Raw genomic sequence first — 15,929 nt, forward strand, 5'->3', positions numbered from 1 at the left:
GGTTAGGGCTTTTGGATATATGGCAAAGTGATCTCAGGGCTATCCCGGAGATGGAGAATCAACTCCCGGTAGGCCTGCTGTTTTTGTCGAAGTTCCGATGCAGAAATCTTGTGGGTGCCTCCTACATGAAAGTGGGGAAGGTATCGCATATTGCACAAATAGGCCGTTTGCTCAAAAGGACGCAAAAACTCTTCCATGGTATATCGGTTTCTTCCATTGGGTTGGTACACCTCCTCAGAGCCTCCGGAAGTGATGGCATTGAAAATGTATTTGTTTTTCAGATAGATTCCTCCCTGCCCATAAGCCCAACCAAACTCCAAGACCAAATCAATCCACTGTTTGAGCAGGGGAGGGCAGGAGTACCAATAGATGGGATGATGCCATACCACCACTTCATGTTCAAAAAGAAGTTCCTGCTCCTGTTGCACGTCGATGGAGAAATCAGGATAAAGCTCGTACAAATCCCGGATCGTTACCTGTTCCAACCCATTGATTTCCCGGATCAAAGTAAAGTTTACATCCGACTGTTCGTACTTGGGATGAGCAAAAAGAATCAGGATTTTTCGCATACTCTTATCCCTGAAAACTGATTTTTTTATGAGTACCGTCACAGTAAGGCTTATTCGAGCTGCTGCCGCATCGGCAGAAAGCGGTTACCTTAAACTGCTTTTTGACTTCTCCATCCGGCAGTTTTACCTGAAGATTTCCATAGACCATCAGTGGCCCATTGGAGACTACTTCCACGATCTGTTCACTTTTTTTGTCTTCTTCGTGTTCTTCTTTTTTGTTTTCAAAGTAATAGCCCAACGCTCCGCTGGGACAGGTTTGGATTTGAGCCACTATGTGGTCCGTTCCGGCTCCCATGGGGTCAATCCATGGCTTTTTCTCCGCATTGAAAACTGAAGGCAAACCATTCACACACTTGGCCGAGTGAATGCACTTTTTCGGCTCCCAGGTGATGGTCACCTCGCCGTTGCTGTACTCTTTTTTAATTTCTCCCATGATTTTAAAATATAGTTTTTCATTCACACTATCGGTAGTATCCATTATGCTGTCTTGGAAAGAATCAGGCTAACCTACTTCAAGTCTTCAGAAAAAATCCAAAACAGATGCTTCTTTAAGTTTACCAAAAAGGATTGATTTCTCCCTGATTTTTGGAAAAGAAAAATCCCTGTCAACACGGGCTGACAGGGATTGGGAAAGCGGGTTTTTGATTCCTATTCTGGCTTCTTGAGTACTCTGTAAAAACAGTATCCGGTGATTACCAAAATTGATCCCTGCGTGAGAATAATGAGGATTAATGCGGAGGTATTCATGATTTTTTTGATTTTCGAAGAGAAGATGCATACCAAACTACACCCGTGATGAACAGAAAAAGTAGTAGGAGTTGGGTTCTTGCCCAGCCTGAAAACTTAATTTTCAGATCCAAAAAGGCCTTTTGCTCAGGCGCTTTTTCCATTTCCAGGTAGATATCTTTGAAGGATAATTTGGCCAGAAGAGACTCCGAATCCAGCGGCCAGCCCTTTCCTTGGACCAATCCCTGAATCGCACCTGACCAATCGTTTTGATCGGGAGTGAACAAGGCACCCAGGAAGACCAACAGGAGAAGGACAGGAGTCACATATTTCATCACCCATTTGAAAAAAAGAGGCAATTGAATATCTGCGCCCCGGTTGAGTTCATTCCATCCTCGATCTATCCCAAAAACCCAAGAGAAAAGAATGGTTTCCAGCAAGGCAAAAATCACCAAGCTGACCGTCCCGGCCCAATAGTCATACTCGTCGAAATACCCATAGGAATAAAAAAGCACGGTAGGAATCCCCATGATTAAGGCCAAAAGTCCAAAAGACCAGGCTCCTTTATTTCTGCTCCATCCAAACTCGTCTTTCATAAACCCCATCCAAGGAGTACCCATGGCCAGCGAGGAAGTGATACCTGCGAAAAACAAAAGTCCAAACCAAGACACCCCCGCGACCACCGAAAAAATACCTCCCCACTGCTGAAACAGATAAGGCATAGTCTGAAAGGCCATGCCAAACCCCGCATTTTCCAAGACCCAATCCAAGCCTAAAAATCCTGCGGCTATGGGAATCACGATTGCACTTCCCAACAGCACTTCCACAAACTCATTGGTGAATCCTGCTGTCATGGAATTTAAGGCAATATCCTCATTGGCTTTCAGATAGGATGCATAGCACTGAATGGACCCCATGCCTACAGACAGGGTGAAAAAGATTTGACCCGCAGCGGCAAGCCAGACTTTGGGATCAGTCAGCGTGGTCATTTGGGGAGTCCAAAGGAAATTGATCCCGTCCCAGGCATTGGCATCGGGAAATGCCGGCGACGCATAGGAGCTTCCCATGGTCCAAGCTTTCACTGCCAAAATCACCCCAAAGAGGATCAATAAAGGCATCCCGATTTTGGCTACTTTTTCTATCCCCCCAAGACCGGTAGACAGGATGAAAACATTGATTCCAAGAACGAAAAGGTAGACCAAGAGCGGAAAATAGGGAACTCCAAAATCTGCACCTTCCAGCTGGACATACAGGGTGAAAAAGCTACTGATTTCCTCTTTGCTCCATCCGGTGAAGGTGCCCAGGAGGGTGTGGACCACATAGATAAGCGTCCAGGATTCGATGTAGGTGTAATAGGCAACTACCGCGATATTGGTGAAAATCCCAAATACACCGATATATTTCCAAATAGGCTTTGAACCCATGGATTCCAAAATATACGGCGTACTGTGATTGCCACTCTTGCCCCCAAACCGGCCCAAAGACCATTCTATGAACAAAAGCGGCAAACCCATCAGGACAAAACAGACCAAATAAGGGATAATAAAGGTGCCTCCGCCATTTTCAATGGCCTGAACTGGAAATCGAAGAAAGTTGCCAAGACCTACCGCATTGCCGGCCATAGCCAGAATCAGCCCGGTTCTTGACCCCCAAGATTCATTGGTTTTTGTCATAGGAAAAGCAGGGGAGGATACATCCTCCCCTTAAGGTTTAGTGGGTAATTTCTTGCTCTAAATAGCCCTTCCATTGATTGGCGAGCAGTCGCTCTCCTAGCAAATCCGTGAAGTGCTCCCCGTCGTAAAATTCAAGTGATATGGGGGCTTGTTCCTTATCTTTGGGATAGAGATTTAATGCCAGGTAGTCCAGAATCACCCGTTTTTCCTTTTCCACCACTACCGTATGTGCTTTTTCTTCCACGCTCACTTTGCCGATGGTCTTTAGGTCAACGGCAGATTCCATTGGCTTTTCCCCGTAGCGTTGGTAAACCAGCTTCTTGTTGTCCCTATCCAGTCCGATTTGGTAGGTGTTTCTCCATCTTTCCTTTACCTCCGGTAGTGCCCCGGCTTGTTTGGAAAGAGCTTCAAAAGATTGATTTTGTTGAGCTTCCACCTTCTTTGATTTGATACGGTGGTAAACAAATGGCGAAATAAACGCAGCCATGAATAATGAGGACACCACAAGTGTCCCTGGATCTAAGTCGATCATGAGTTAAGTAGATTTGAATTTCTGAATTGATTTTGGGCGGAATTCAGAAATCTCTACCAGGTGAAAAAGAAATGAAGAAAGGTGATTTTGACATCGAAGAGGGCCTGAGGCTGGTACAACTCTTCAAGAACTTGAAAGCTTGCCTTTTGGAAAGGCAAAAACCTGAACAGATCTTCCGCATTGAACTTGCCAAAGCTGTTCCAGTCGATTTTGAAAGAGGGGATTTCTACTTTAAGCTGATGAGGAACAGCAGTAGAAAAATGCATCGATTCCACCGACCGGACCTGAACTTCCTGGTAGGGCTTTTCGAGAGATAAATCCGGAGCCTGAAACAAAAAAAGGCTGCAAAATCCCAAGGCCCAACTCAGGGAAAGAAATAATGTAGCTAGCCTTTTTGTCATGGATTCAGCAAAAACTCCGCGAAGGTTCAATAATAAAAATCAAATTAGCAATGGGTGTGGAGATTATTTTTTCAGATCATAGACAGTCGCCTTGCTGATGCCATTTAGAAGATGGACTTTTTTCCATGGGGACCGAGGGAAAACAAGGGAAGTGAGGACTAATTCTCCCTCATTGACAAAAACCTCCACCGCGTGTGCATCCACAAAAATCCGTATTGAAGTGGCTTCCCAGCTCATAGGTGCGGAAAAAACAGACCCAAAATCTTCATGAAAATCGGTAATCCCTGATTTGGAACGATCCAAAGACAGGAGATTTCCTTCCTTGAAGATCCTCAGACTGTCACCCTTTTCATTACTGAGAAACAAATTGAAGTTTTCGGAGTCGGAGACTGAGGCTGTAATTTCAAAAGCTTCAGAAGGCAGCCCGTTTTCTTTGGAACCGATCTGGTAACTTCGCTTCCTCAAGTTGGTCAATTCCTCAGCGGGTGTTGATTTCAATAGCAATGTTCCATTGACCTCGAAAAGAGAAAGTTCTCTAGGAATGGTCATGGAAGACCTCCAGCCTTCCGTTGGCACCGCTTGTCCATAGAGCCAATTGCTCATCCAACCTATAAAAAGTGTCCGGTTTTGGTCTTTAGGCAGATTGGACCAGGTGACTCCTGCATAGTTGTCCGGACCGTAATCCAGCCATCGGATCAGGGTATCATCCGGAGTGAAAACTCCGTTTTCAAATTGCCCTATGAAGTATTGAGTGGCAGATCCTTTTTGAGGACCTCCGGGGTTGATGCTGACTAGCAAAACCCACTTTTGGGTGCCATCGGCCAATGTAAACGGAAGCAAATCAGGACATTCCCAAACTCCTCCATGGGCTCCCATTCCCTGTCCAAACTCACTCTTCAAAGTCCAATTAAGCAGATTTTCAGAACCATAAAACTGAATTCGGTCCATCACAGCGAGAGTCATGATCCATTCCTTTTTTCCTTCTGTATTTACCCACTGAAGGACCTTTGGATCTCTGAAATCTTTGATGCCCTGATTGGGGAGGACCGGGTTTCCTTGATACTTTTCCCATGTTTTTCCCTTATCCAGAGAAAAGGCTACCGCCTGACTTTGGTAGTCTGTTTTTCCTGATCTTTCTCCTTCCATATCATGATAGGTGTAAAGGGCTACCAAAGGAGGATTGGAATCGGTTCCCAGCAATGAACTGTTTCCTGCATCCCAAACTGCACTTCCTGAAAAGATGTAGCCCAAACTATCCGGAAATAAGGCTATGGGTAATTCTTCCCAGTCAGTCAAATCATTGGTCATTGCATGCCCCCAATGCATAGGACCCCAAACGGTGCTATCTGGATAATGCTGAAAAAAGAGGTGATAAGTACCATCCAAGTATACCATTCCATTCGGATCGTTCATCCAGCCTGATTTAGGAGTAAAATGATAAACAGGGCGATAAGGCTCTAGATTTGCGCTTTGGAATTGAACTTCTTCCTGTCTGGAGCAGGATGCTAAGCCCATGGCAAAAAAGAATAGGGAGGCGAAATAAACATTTTTGGACATCATCTTTGAGATCAGGAAGAGACTTAATTGACTCGAACAGACTCAAAAATAAGAGATATCAATTAGCTTTGGGTCAATTTTATCAGCTCTTTATGAAAGGAATCATTTTAGCCGGTGGATCCGGAACGCGTCTTTACCCTTTGACCATTTCAGTCAGCAAGCAGCTAATGCCGGTTTACGATAAGCCGATGATTTACTATCCGCTTTCTGTCTTGATGATGGCTGGCATTCGGGAAGTTTTGATAATCACCACGCCTGAGGACTCCGCCTCTTTTCAAAAGTTATTGGGAGATGGTTCTCAGGTGGGTTGCCGCTTTGAATATGCGGTTCAGCCGAGTCCGGATGGCTTGGCTCAAGCCTTTATTATCGGAGAAAAATTCATAGGAAAGGACAAAGTAGCCTTAGTCCTTGGAGATAATATTTTTTATGGATCTGGTCTGCAAAAGACCCTGCAGGAAAATACCGATCCGGATGGGGGAGTAGTCTTTGCCTACCATGTCAATGACCCTGAGCGGTATGGTGTGGTGGAGTTTGATGAGGATCAAAAAGCCATTTCCATTGAAGAAAAACCAACTAGCCCAAAGTCAAATTATGCTGTTCCCGGTCTGTATTTTTATGACAATCAGGTGGTAGAAATAGCCAAAAAAATCAAACCTAGCCCAAGAGGTGAATTGGAGATCACCGATATCAACAATGAATATCTGAAAATGGGCAAACTTCAGGTTGCCATCCTGAATCGGGGTACAGCTTGGTTGGATACCGGCACTCATCAGTCACTTCTTCAGGCCGCCCAATTCGTGGAAGTAATCGAAGAAAGACAAGGATTGAAAATCGGTTGTATTGAAGAAGTCGCCTTTAGAAACCGATTTATTGGCAAAGAAGAATTGCTGAAGGCTGCCGAAAAGTTAGGGAAAAGCGGTTACGGAACCTATCTCCGCCGTTTGGTCAAATAAACCTCTTTCTCTTGAACCAAAAATAGATCACAAGAGACATAAAAACCATCAAGCCCCAGATTACAAAATAGCCATAATTCCATTTCAACTCTGGCATCAGCTCGAAATTCATCCCGTACACCCCAACGATAAAGGTCAGAGGGAGGAAAAAGGCTGAAAAGATAGTTAACAGTTTCATCACCTCGTTGGTTTTTTGAGAAGTGAGCGACATATAGGTATTAAGTAGAGCTTGGGCATCATCCAGGGCCTCATCAAACTGAAAAAACAAGCTCGAAGCCGTTTCTTTCAAGTCCTGCAGCTTGGTCAAGTGGGTGGGGTTTACCTGGATTTGGTTCATGACCGACTGGGTAAGCAAAATCAGTTTTTTGCATGCCCTTGCTTTCGCTTTGTCAAAATAGAGGCTTTCAATTGACATTTTTTTGTGGTCCTTAAGAAAAATTTCGGCCTCAAAGGAGTCCATTTTGTCCGATAGCCACTGTGCCGGCTCGATGTAGGTTTCCAGCATTGCTTCGAGGATGTTGAGCATCAATTCCTCCGGAGAATTTAGAGATTCCTTATTTTGAATCTGATTCAAAAAATCAAACTCCTTTTGATGTGCTGTGATCAATACGGACTCATTGTAGAAAAATCCGATTTTATTGGTAAGCTGGGCAATGGTGGATCTTTCTCCGGAAATCTTATGCGAAACAGCTCTGAAAAGGAGAAAAGTAGAAGATTTGATTTTCTCAATCTTGGGCAAATGCCCTACTTCCAGGATATCGTCCATCAGGTGGGAATTACCTCCGTGATCTTCAAAACACTGGCGAAGCTCACTCTTTTTGGGATTGACAAAGTCAAACCATTGAAAATTGGAATAATCCCTGATCGATAGAGCCATCTGAATTTTTTTCTTCTGGGGTTAAAGGACCTGTTCCAAACTCTTCCTCAGGATTCCTCCCATGTTTTGGCAAGTTAAAAATTTATCATTCCTGTAGTGCTTAGCCAGATCCTTTTTGAGGGAGTCTACATTTTCAGGAAGCGAGATTTTGTCTTTTTCCATCGTGTGCAGAATATCTTCGATTTCTTTGTGTGAGGACTTGAGCCGGGTGGCGATTAAAGCTCTTTCTTCCCTTTGGTACTGACGCATGGATTCCGGAGTGATGATTTGCATACCGAGATTGATCAGGGCATTGTTTTCTTTGAAATATTGGGGAAGATAGATCGACTTTTTTCCTTCATAGGATTGCTGGTCAAAATCTATTGCCCGGATTCGATAATGGGTTTCTTCAAAGTCCGGAGTGACATCTACCACAAAATTGGAGGAATGCATGTCCCCGAGCAGGCGGACAAAGCATCGTTCGTTGAATTTGACAAACTCTTTTGCCAACCGAATGGGGTTCATGTTCGGATCATCCATGTGCTGTCTCATGAATTTATCCCCTGGAATTCCGGCAATGTGTTCTTCGATTAGCGTATTTTGATGAACTAGATAGCTGATTCTGTTGGGAGATAGCAAATCTTCCAACTCCAAGCCATACACCCGCGAAGCGTCGGCATTTTTGATGTAGAAATAGTCAAAATTATCGTTGATTCGATTGACAATCCTTACTCGAAAAGGCTGGGTATTTCCATATACGCAGAGGTCAATTCGATCAACATACAAATGCTCCATAACGCTCATGTCTCCTCCGGCCTTGAGCAAAGCGTAGATTTTTTTGACATTGAGGTGGATTTCTTCCCGATCACTTTGGTCATAGAACACCGTTTCCCATAAGGTATCCTGGTCTTTGGAATCGTACAAGGCTATGGAATTGGAATAGCGGAGGAGTTCATGGTAATGGATGGGAATATCTACTTCCCGCCCGTATTTGATCAGATATCGTCTCAGTCCTGTACTGATGGGATAGATGACTTTCTTTTTGCTGATCAAGGCCATGACTTAGAGATTCACCTGTTGGCTTTTCTTTAGGTTTCGGTCAAAAATAAAGGGCCCAAAGGGTAGGATAGAGGCAAACAGCGCAAAGAAGGTCCTTCCGAATTCCCACTTTAGCTTTTGAGCAGTGGGAAATACCACATATATGTACAGGACAAACAACAAGCCATGAGCCCAACCTACATAGGTTACCGCTTTGGGCATGTCATACATGTATTTCAAAGGCATGGCAATGAATAAAAGCAGCAAGAAGGAAATTCCTTCCAACATACTGATCCATTTGAATCTTCGGGCCCAAAGGGTCTGTTCGACATTCATAAGCTATCAGGAGGTGATGTTAAATAATACTTTTAAAGATTTCCAAAGTTTGGATTTCAAATCCCGGTCTTCTGAAATCACCGTAAGCGAGTCGGCAAAAAGAAACTCCGTCTCCTCTTCTGAATGGATTTCATAAGGCTGGGCAGGAATGGCGTTGATAGGGTGCTTGATCCGGCCAAACTTAAGCACTGTATGGGCATTGAGAGCCAAAAACTCATCCATACTGCGGTTGGTCAGGACTTCGGAAGAAAGAAGACCTATTTCAGTCATGGAATGACCACAGGCATTGATCATTTTCACAAGCATTTCCATTACCTCAGGAAGGAGCTCGGACTCCTCATGAAGTACCAAGATACCTTTTGAGAAATTTCCTTTTACCGGAATGGGATCCAAGGAAATCTCTTCCTCCAAGAGAGGCTTGGGGGATTCCTCAGGTTTAGGTGGAGATGCTGGGGGGGCGGGGGATGGAAGCTTTTCTCTTTCTTCCTTCACTTGGGGAGCTGCTTTCCCTTCCTCTGCCAAATAGAGGGCTTTGTCCTCAGGAATCAGGAAAATATCTTCCTGAAGGAAGGAGCTCAGCTCTTCAAAACTCATGGTATCCATCAGGGAAAATTGGCTAAAAAATGCCGATTGGCCAAGTCAGAAATGGATTTAATGGGGGGAAAATCCATTTATTTGGCCAACTATTGAATCAGGTTGTCGGTCCTTCCAGATTAAAGATGGACTTGAGCTCCTGTGCATCTTCCGGCTTCATCCGCTTGGCCAGCACCAATCGAAGTTGTCTTCTCCTTAGAGCTCCGTCAAACAGCTCTTTTTCTTCTTCAGACTCAGGGACTACTTCCGGAATCTCAATCGGTCTCCCGTTTTGATCCACTGCGACAAAAGTAAAAAAGGCACGATGGGTCATGATTTTCTTACTGGCCGGGATATCCTCAGCGGTGACTTCGATAAATACTTCCATGGAGGAATTGAATGCACGGGTGACTTGGGCTTTTAGCGTCACCACATTTCCCAGATTGATGGGCTGCTTGAAAGAAATGCTGTCTGCTGAAGCGGTGACCACAATTCGGTTGGAATGCTTCTGAGCAGCTATGGCTGCCACAATATCCATCCAATGCATCAATCTGCCTCCCATCAGGTTGTTGAGGGTATTGGTATCGTTGGGCAAAACCATCTCAGTCATGATGGTGACAGAATTTTTCGCAAATTTCTTTTTCGCCATAAAATTTCAGATTTCAACAAAAGTAAAAATAAAATTCTGATCAATTGATTCAAAATTTAGAATTCAAAATAAAATTCTAAATTTTTACATAATTCAAAATCAATCTTCCTGTCGGGTACGCTGAGGACAAAACTGCTTATCCTTTCCAGCCATCCTTTCCCAACAAAGGCACGAAAGCAAAACCCTCATACTCTTCTTTTGTCACATCTTTAGCCGATTTTTTGGTGATTTTCACCATGGTTTGGCGCTTTCTGTCGCCTACCGGAATCACCAAAATTCCTCCTATTTTTAGTTGACTGACAAGGGCTTCCGGTACGACAGGAGCTCCTGCTGTTACAATGATTTTATCGAAGGGAGCATGCTGAGGAAGGCCACCTGTTCCGTCTCCGTAGAAAAGGTGCATTTCTATCCCCAAACGCTTGAGAAATCGCTGAGTTTTTTCAAACAGGTTCTTTTGATATTCGATCGTAAAGACTTCCGCCCCCAAAATGTGAAGAATACATGCCTGATATCCAGATCCGGTGCCAATTTCCAGAACTCTATCTCCGGATTTGATCTGTAAGAGTTCACTCTGGAAAGCCACGGTGTAGGGTTGGGAAATTGTCTGACCCTCACCGATGGGAAAAGCCTTGTCTTCGTAAGCATGGGAAATCAAGGCTGTATCAAAGAAAAAATGCCTGGGCAGGGTAAGAATAGCATCGAGGACACGTTCACTTTTTATTCCTTTAGCCCTGATTTCCTGAACAAGAGCCCTTCTTTTTCCTTGGTGAAGGTAGGTATCTTCTAATTTGAGCATGTAAGGTCACTGGTTTTCCTGCCGAAGATAAAGCAATAATTCCCTTACTTTGAAACCGAAATGGGCAATTTTTGCTTATTCATTGAGTGTTTGAATCTTAGAATAAACCCATGTTTACAGGAATAATAGAAGCTTTTGGCACGATCCAAAAAATTACCCCCGAGGGGACAAATATTCATTTTGACTTGGAAACCCCCATGGCTTCTGAGCTGAAAGTGGATCAATCCCTCGCCCATGACGGAGTCTGTTTGACAGTAGTCAGTACTTCGGCAGATCAGTACCGGGTGACAGCCATTCAGGAAACACTGGACAAGACCAATCTTTCTTCATGGAAAGAGGGAAAAAAGGTCAATTTGGAGCGTTGCATGCCGGCAAATGGCCGATTTGATGGACATATTGTCCAGGGTCATGTGGATCAGATTGGTCGGGTAAAACACATTAAAGACCAGGATGGGTCCTGGATTTTTGATTTTGAATATGCCGACTCCACCGGAAATGTGACCGTGGAAAAGGGCTCTATCACCATCAACGGAACGAGTCTGACTTGCTTCAATAGTGGTCCGGGACGGTTTTCAGTGGCTATCATTCCTTACACCTACGAACACACCAATTTTCATCAGCTGAAAGTAGGAGATGAAGTCAATCTGGAATTTGACATTGTAGGAAAATACATCGCCAGAATGCTTAAAGGCTATTCGGTCGAATAGCCTTTATAAAATTTAGAATCCTGCAGCCCGATCATCTCCCCGGGGATCAGCTCCGCCTTCCAGCCTTCCGTCAGGCAGGACAAGAATAGCATCCACTTTTCCGATCACGGGACTGTTTCCTTCATTGATTAAATAGCCTTTGGCTTTAAGGCTTCGGATCAAGAGGGAATCAAAGGATTCTGGCTCAAAGTTGACTAAATCAGGAAGCCATTGGTGGTGAAATCGGGGTGCCTCGACCGCCTCTTGCATCCCCATACCGAATTCGGCCACATTGAGAATTGTCTGCAAAACGGAGGTAATGATCGTCGAACCACCGGGTGTACCCACGACCATCCAGAGTTTTCCTTCTTTTTCTACCAAAGTAGGAGTCATGGAACTAAGCATCCTTTTGCCGGGTGCAATGCTGTTGGCATCTGCTCCGATCAGTCCAAACATATTTGGGGTTCCGGGCTTGGCACTGAAGTCATCCATTTCATTGTTCATAAAAAAGCCCAATTCATCCACAAACAGCTTGGAACCGTAGCCACCATTCAGGGTGGTAGTAATCGAAATGGCATTCCCCTCACTGTCTACAATAGAGTAGTGGGTAGTCTCCAGACTTTCTGAGAAAAGAATTTCACCCTGAGCAATATCCTCAGATTTAGTGGCTTTTTCCCAAGAAAAAGACTCCATTCTTGACTTTAGATAATCGGCATCAAGCAGTTGGTTTATAGGGATTTTAACAAAATCAGGATCACCTAGAAAATAATTTCTGTCGGCATAGGCTCTTCGTTCAGCTTCTACTAATATTTGGATGTATTCCGTAGAATGATGTCCCAAATTCTTCAGATCGTAGGGTTCAATCATTTTGAGGATTTGGCCTAGAGTAATTCCCCCAGAACTCGGAGGTGCCATGGAAATCACCCGTAGATCTCTGTAATCGAATACCACTGGGTCTCTCCATACGGCCTCATAGGAAGCGAGATCTTCTTCGGTGATGATTCCACCCTTGTCCTGCATATGTTTGGCAAGAATTCTTGCCGTTTCCCCTTTGTAAAATTCATCTCTGCCATTTTTGGCAATTCGCTCTAATGTGGCAGCCAAAACAGGGATTTTTATGGTATCGCCTGCCTCAATATCCTGATTGAAAAAGGTCTCAGGACCATTGACTTCTACCACTACTGCTTTTACCCGTTGTAGGCGTTGGGCTTGATTTTCTGTGATTACAAAACCATTTCGGGCCAAATCGATGACCGGCTGGAGGATTTCCTGCGGAGTTAGCTTTCCATATTTGTCTTGGGCTTCAAAAATTCCTGCGATCGTGCCCGGAACTCCTGAGGCCAAGGCGCCTTTTGTACTGAGCTGGGGGAGAAACTCTCCATTTTCATCCAGATACATGTCTTTGTCTGCAGCGAGAGGGGCTTTTTCCCGGTAGTCAATTGAACCGATCTCACCATTGGCTAGGCGATACACAGCAAAACCTCCGCCTCCAAGATTCCCGGCAAACGGATAAGTCACTGCAAGGGCCATTTCAGTAGCCATCATCGCGTCAAAGGCATTTCCACCTTTTCGGATAATTTCCAGACCGATTTTTGAGGCCTCTTCCCTTGCGGAGACTACCATTGCTTTTTCGGCAATTAAGCCCCGCTTTATCTCCGGTTGGATATTCTCCTTTTCGCAGGAAACCAGAAAAATGATAAAAACAAGACTCAAATACGGAATTCTGGATTTAAACATAACTTAGTCGGATAGGAGGGTGGTATTGAACAGCTTGAGGATTCGCCTGTATTCGTCGGTCCATGAACTCGGCTCCACGAAGCCATGGTCTTCCACGGGATATACGGCCATTTCCCAATTGTCCTTACCCAATTCGATCAAACGCTGGGCAAGACGGACCACATCCTGGAAGTGGACATTTACATCTAGCATCCCGTGGGCGATTAAAAGATTGCCTTGAAGTCCTTCTGCAAAGTAAATAGGAGAGGAGCGGCGGTAAGCGATCGGATCTTCTTCCGGTGTATTGAGAATATTGGAAGTGTAACCATGATTGTAGTGCGCCCAATCCGTTACCGAGCGAAGGGCTGCTCCGGATTTGAACACTTCCGGATGGTTGAATAGAGCCATCAAGGTGATAAATCCCCCATAACTACCTCCATAGATTCCGATACGATCGGCGTCTACTCCATGAGATGTGACTAGATATTTTGCACCATCTACTTGGTCTGAAAGGTCTTTTCCTCCCATATGTCGATAGATACCTGTTCTCCAATCTCTGCCATATCCTGCAGAAGCCCGATAGTCGATATCCAAAACTGTATAGCCAAGATCCGTAAGCAGGTTGTGAAACATATACTCCCGGAAGTAGCTGCTCCACCATTTATGGACATTTTGAAGATATCCAGCCCCATGAACAAAGATCACCGCGGCTCCATTTTTCTTGGATGGCTCTGGAAGGTATAACCGGGCCGGTACTTTGGCTCCATCTTGGGCCTCAAAACGTACGATTTGAGGATCTCTCCAAGGGTAAGATTTAAATTCTTCGCTTTGACCCCAGGTCAGCTTTTGTGGCGATGCTCCTGCTTTGTTGTCTTGAACATAAAGTTCTGTGGGCTGATTGCTGTAAGAGTGTAGAATTGCTATTTTCTTTTCGTCAGGGGAAAGCAAGGCCTGATTGTTCCCTATCAAGCTGGTCAGCTTTTCCATAGGTCCTCCAAAGACAGGCATTCTGTAAAAGTGACGCTCCCCTGGATCGACCTCCGAAGTGGTCAGATACCAGTATTTTTTGCCTTTGGACAGGAATGGGTCAAAAACCTCGTAGCTTCCTGAGGTAAGGGGCTTTTTCTCTCCGGTGCTTACATCCAAAAGGTAAAGGTGAGCGTAGCCTGTCTCTTCAGATTGAAAGTAAATATGTCTGGAATCGGGTAACCAACCTAAAGTACCACCTCCAAATGACCACCCAATACCTGGGCCCGCTATCCAAGCCTCATCCCGTTGCCTGTCCAAGGTTTTCAATTGACCTGTAGTCAAATCCAACTCTGTGATCCACCGGTCTTTGTTGTCAACAGAACGCACTTGGATAATGGCTCTTTTTCCATTGGGTGAAAAGTAAGGGCCTGAAAGTGTCACATCCCGTTCTTTCTCTTCCCATTTTTTGTCCGGATAGTCCTTCACATAATCCGGAAGATCTTTGATGCCAGGCAGATTGGAAGTATTTATATAGTAGACCGTATCTCTCCTCAAGTCATAGATTCCAATTTCTACTTTATTGGGCTTGGTCCCCACTTTTGGTCGGGCGTTGAGGTCCTCGGTGTAGCCTGAAGCGGAGGTATAATCCGGTACTTTGGTATTTTTGTTGCTGCCGGGGCTGAACACCGAAAAAGTTGCATAGGTAGCATCAGGACTTAGCTGCAAGTTGCTGAGATTTTTCCCTTGGGTGTAAAACACAAATTCCTCGGATGTTTCTTGGGTAGTCTCCCGATAGGCTTTGGTTTTTGCCTCTGCTTCTTTGCGCTCTCTGACCACCTGAAGTAGAGCCAAATTTTCAGATTCCAGGAAGGGAACGGATTCTTTGGAAGCTGTAGAGCCATTTCCCGGCTTGGTACCGGAAACAATCCTAGTGGCTTTTCGAATGGCCTTGGTGTTTTTGTCCAAAATGTAGATGTTTCCTCCTGAATTGAAAGAAATCAGATTTTCATCAGCTAGAAAACCCAAAGAAGTGAACGGTTCATGCCACTCCATCAGTAGGCTTTCCTTCTTTTTCCTTAAGTCTTGAATCCACAACTGGGTTTTCACTCGGTAGACTCGAAAGGAATGGTCTGAATTAAAGGCTTCCAGGCCTTTTTCCAAAGATTTCTGTTCCTCGAGAGAAACCTTGACCGGAGTGGAAGCCTTGTCCAAATCCAATTTGTAAAGCGAATCAGCCGGGTCATTAGCCAGGTTATACTGGAAATAAATTGTCTTCCCATCTTCGCTCCAACTGAGAGAGGAAGGAAAAGTCCCCATCCACTTGGGGTCTCTCATGATGTAGTCGACGGAAAGTAAAGACTGTGCCTGTACTCCCAAGGTAAACAAGAGGAGCAAAGGCAGAAGGAAATTTTTCTGCATGGGTAATTTGTGTTGGAATTAGTCTAATCGTTGGAGGAAAGAACTGAGCTCTGATTCGATAATGGAAAGTTGCTCCTGAAGAGAATCGTTTAATTCTTTGGAATTTTGAAGTTCAGCCTCGATTTGTTCCAGTGTTTTTCGGGTTTTTAGCGCACCAATATAGCTCATGCTGGGTTTGGCTTTGTGGCATCTTTTTTTGATGGTATCCAAGTCGCCAGTGGAATAAAAGATGTGCAGCTCTTTCAGTTCTTTGATATTGGTATCCAAAATTATCTGAATCATTTCCCGGATCATTTCCGGATCATCATCTCCAAAATACTGATAAATGGCTTGTTCGCTGATCAATTGATACATAAGGGGGCGAAATCGTAGATGGGTTGAAAAAAAGAGTTTGGTAAGGTTTTCGATAAATTTAAAAACAATTTTCTAAAAGCTTTCTTTCTAGATAAGGGATTAATGGATAAGCAGATTTAGTCATCC

17 protein-coding genes are annotated in these 15,929 nt (G+C 44.4%); 2 read left to right on the forward strand and 15 right to left on the reverse strand.

Annotation, left to right across the window (positions count from 1 at the left end):
• Positions 1–2: 2 nt before the first annotated feature.
• From kefF to AAA943_RS05825, 6 genes are all read right to left on the reverse strand, one after another.
• A complete protein-coding gene (kefF, locus tag AAA943_RS05800) occupies positions 3–569 on the reverse strand; it encodes a glutathione-regulated potassium-efflux system oxidoreductase KefF (protein WP_338223285.1) in 567 nt (188 codons plus the stop codon).
• 4 nt (positions 570–573) lie between these two features.
• Complete coding sequence (locus tag AAA943_RS05805) at positions 574–1,002, reverse strand: (4Fe-4S)-binding protein (RefSeq protein WP_338223286.1); 429 nt, start codon at positions 1,000–1,002, stop codon at positions 574–576.
• A gap of 310 nt (positions 1,003–1,312) precedes the next feature.
• Positions 1,313–2,968 carry a sodium-dependent transporter gene (locus AAA943_RS05810; protein WP_338223287.1) on the reverse strand — a complete coding sequence of 552 codons (1,656 nt, stop codon included), beginning with the start codon at positions 2,966–2,968 and terminating at the stop codon, positions 1,313–1,315.
• 37 nt (positions 2,969–3,005) lie between these two features.
• Complete coding sequence (locus AAA943_RS05815) at positions 3,006–3,500, reverse strand: hypothetical protein (RefSeq protein WP_338223288.1); 495 nt, start codon at positions 3,498–3,500, stop codon at positions 3,006–3,008.
• Positions 3,501–3,553: 53 nt separating this feature from the next.
• Positions 3,554–3,901 carry a hypothetical protein gene (locus AAA943_RS05820; RefSeq protein WP_338223289.1) on the reverse strand — a complete coding sequence of 116 codons (348 nt, stop codon included), beginning with the start codon at positions 3,899–3,901 and terminating at the stop codon, positions 3,554–3,556.
• A 63-nt stretch (positions 3,902–3,964) separates the two neighbouring features.
• Positions 3,965–5,461: a glycoside hydrolase family 32 protein gene (locus tag AAA943_RS05825; RefSeq protein ID WP_338223290.1), complete on the reverse strand. Its 1,497-nt coding sequence runs from the start codon at positions 5,459–5,461 to the stop codon at positions 3,965–3,967.
• An 89-nt stretch (positions 5,462–5,550) separates the two neighbouring features.
• Here AAA943_RS05825 and rfbA point away from each other — a divergent pair, with 89 nt between their 5' ends.
• Positions 5,551–6,411, forward strand: coding sequence for a glucose-1-phosphate thymidylyltransferase RfbA (gene rfbA / locus AAA943_RS05830; RefSeq protein ID WP_338223291.1), 861 nt, complete (start codon positions 5,551–5,553; stop codon positions 6,409–6,411).
• On the opposite strand, the gene AAA943_RS05835 is transcribed toward rfbA, so the two are convergent.
• The 6 genes from AAA943_RS05835 to AAA943_RS05860 all read right to left on the reverse strand — a co-directional run bounded on the left by AAA943_RS05835 (position 6,404) and on the right by AAA943_RS05860 (position 10,659).
• Positions 6,404–7,288: a CorA family divalent cation transporter gene (locus AAA943_RS05835; RefSeq protein ID WP_338223292.1), complete on the reverse strand. Its 885-nt coding sequence runs from the start codon at positions 7,286–7,288 to the stop codon at positions 6,404–6,406. The two genes, rfbA and AAA943_RS05835, sit on opposite strands and share 8 nt — an antisense overlap.
• Positions 7,289–7,309: 21 nt before the next feature.
• On the reverse strand, positions 7,310–8,326 hold the full coding sequence (locus AAA943_RS05840) for a hypothetical protein (RefSeq protein WP_338223293.1): 1,017 nt from the start codon (positions 8,324–8,326) through the stop codon (positions 7,310–7,312).
• Positions 8,327–8,329: 3 nt separating this feature from the next.
• The gene (locus AAA943_RS05845) at positions 8,330–8,641 is read right to left on the reverse strand and encodes a DUF3817 domain-containing protein (protein WP_338223294.1); all 312 of its coding nucleotides are present in this window, start codon (positions 8,639–8,641) and stop codon (positions 8,330–8,332) included.
• Positions 8,642–8,647: 6 nt separating this feature from the next.
• Positions 8,648–9,244 carry a hypothetical protein gene (locus tag AAA943_RS05850; RefSeq protein WP_338223295.1) on the reverse strand — a complete coding sequence of 199 codons (597 nt, stop codon included), beginning with the start codon at positions 9,242–9,244 and terminating at the stop codon, positions 8,648–8,650.
• A gap of 88 nt (positions 9,245–9,332) precedes the next feature.
• The gene (locus AAA943_RS05855) at positions 9,333–9,863 is read right to left on the reverse strand and encodes an acyl-CoA thioesterase (RefSeq protein WP_338223296.1); all 531 of its coding nucleotides are present in this window, start codon (positions 9,861–9,863) and stop codon (positions 9,333–9,335) included.
• Between the two features lie 136 nt (positions 9,864–9,999).
• The gene (locus tag AAA943_RS05860; protein ID WP_338223297.1) at positions 10,000–10,659 is read right to left on the reverse strand and encodes a protein-L-isoaspartate(D-aspartate) O-methyltransferase; all 660 of its coding nucleotides are present in this window, start codon (positions 10,657–10,659) and stop codon (positions 10,000–10,002) included.
• A gap of 110 nt (positions 10,660–10,769) precedes the next feature.
• On the opposite strand from AAA943_RS05860, the gene AAA943_RS05865 reads away from it, so the two are divergent.
• Entirely contained in the window at positions 10,770–11,366 is a 597-nt protein-coding gene (locus AAA943_RS05865) for a riboflavin synthase (protein WP_338223298.1), read from the forward strand.
• 12 nt (positions 11,367–11,378) lie between these two features.
• Here the strand turns inward: AAA943_RS05865 and ggt are convergent, their stop codons facing one another.
• From ggt to AAA943_RS05880, 3 genes are read right to left on the reverse strand one after another with little or no spacing between them, the layout of a single operon-like run.
• Positions 11,379–13,082, reverse strand: a complete 1,704-nt coding sequence (ggt, locus tag AAA943_RS05870) for a gamma-glutamyltransferase (RefSeq protein ID WP_338223299.1) — start codon at positions 13,080–13,082, stop codon at positions 11,379–11,381.
• A gap of 3 nt (positions 13,083–13,085) precedes the next feature.
• Positions 13,086–15,449, reverse strand: coding sequence for a S9 family peptidase (locus AAA943_RS05875; RefSeq protein WP_338223300.1), 2,364 nt, complete (start codon positions 15,447–15,449; stop codon positions 13,086–13,088).
• An 18-nt stretch (positions 15,450–15,467) separates the two neighbouring features.
• Positions 15,468–15,803: an Hpt domain-containing protein gene (locus AAA943_RS05880; protein WP_338223301.1), complete on the reverse strand. Its 336-nt coding sequence runs from the start codon at positions 15,801–15,803 to the stop codon at positions 15,468–15,470.
• Between the last annotated feature and the right edge of the window lie 126 nt (positions 15,804–15,929).

This window comes from Algoriphagus confluentis, assembly GCF_036245625.1.
Classification (GTDB): domain Bacteria; phylum Bacteroidota; class Bacteroidia; order Cytophagales; family Cyclobacteriaceae; genus Algoriphagus; species Algoriphagus confluentis.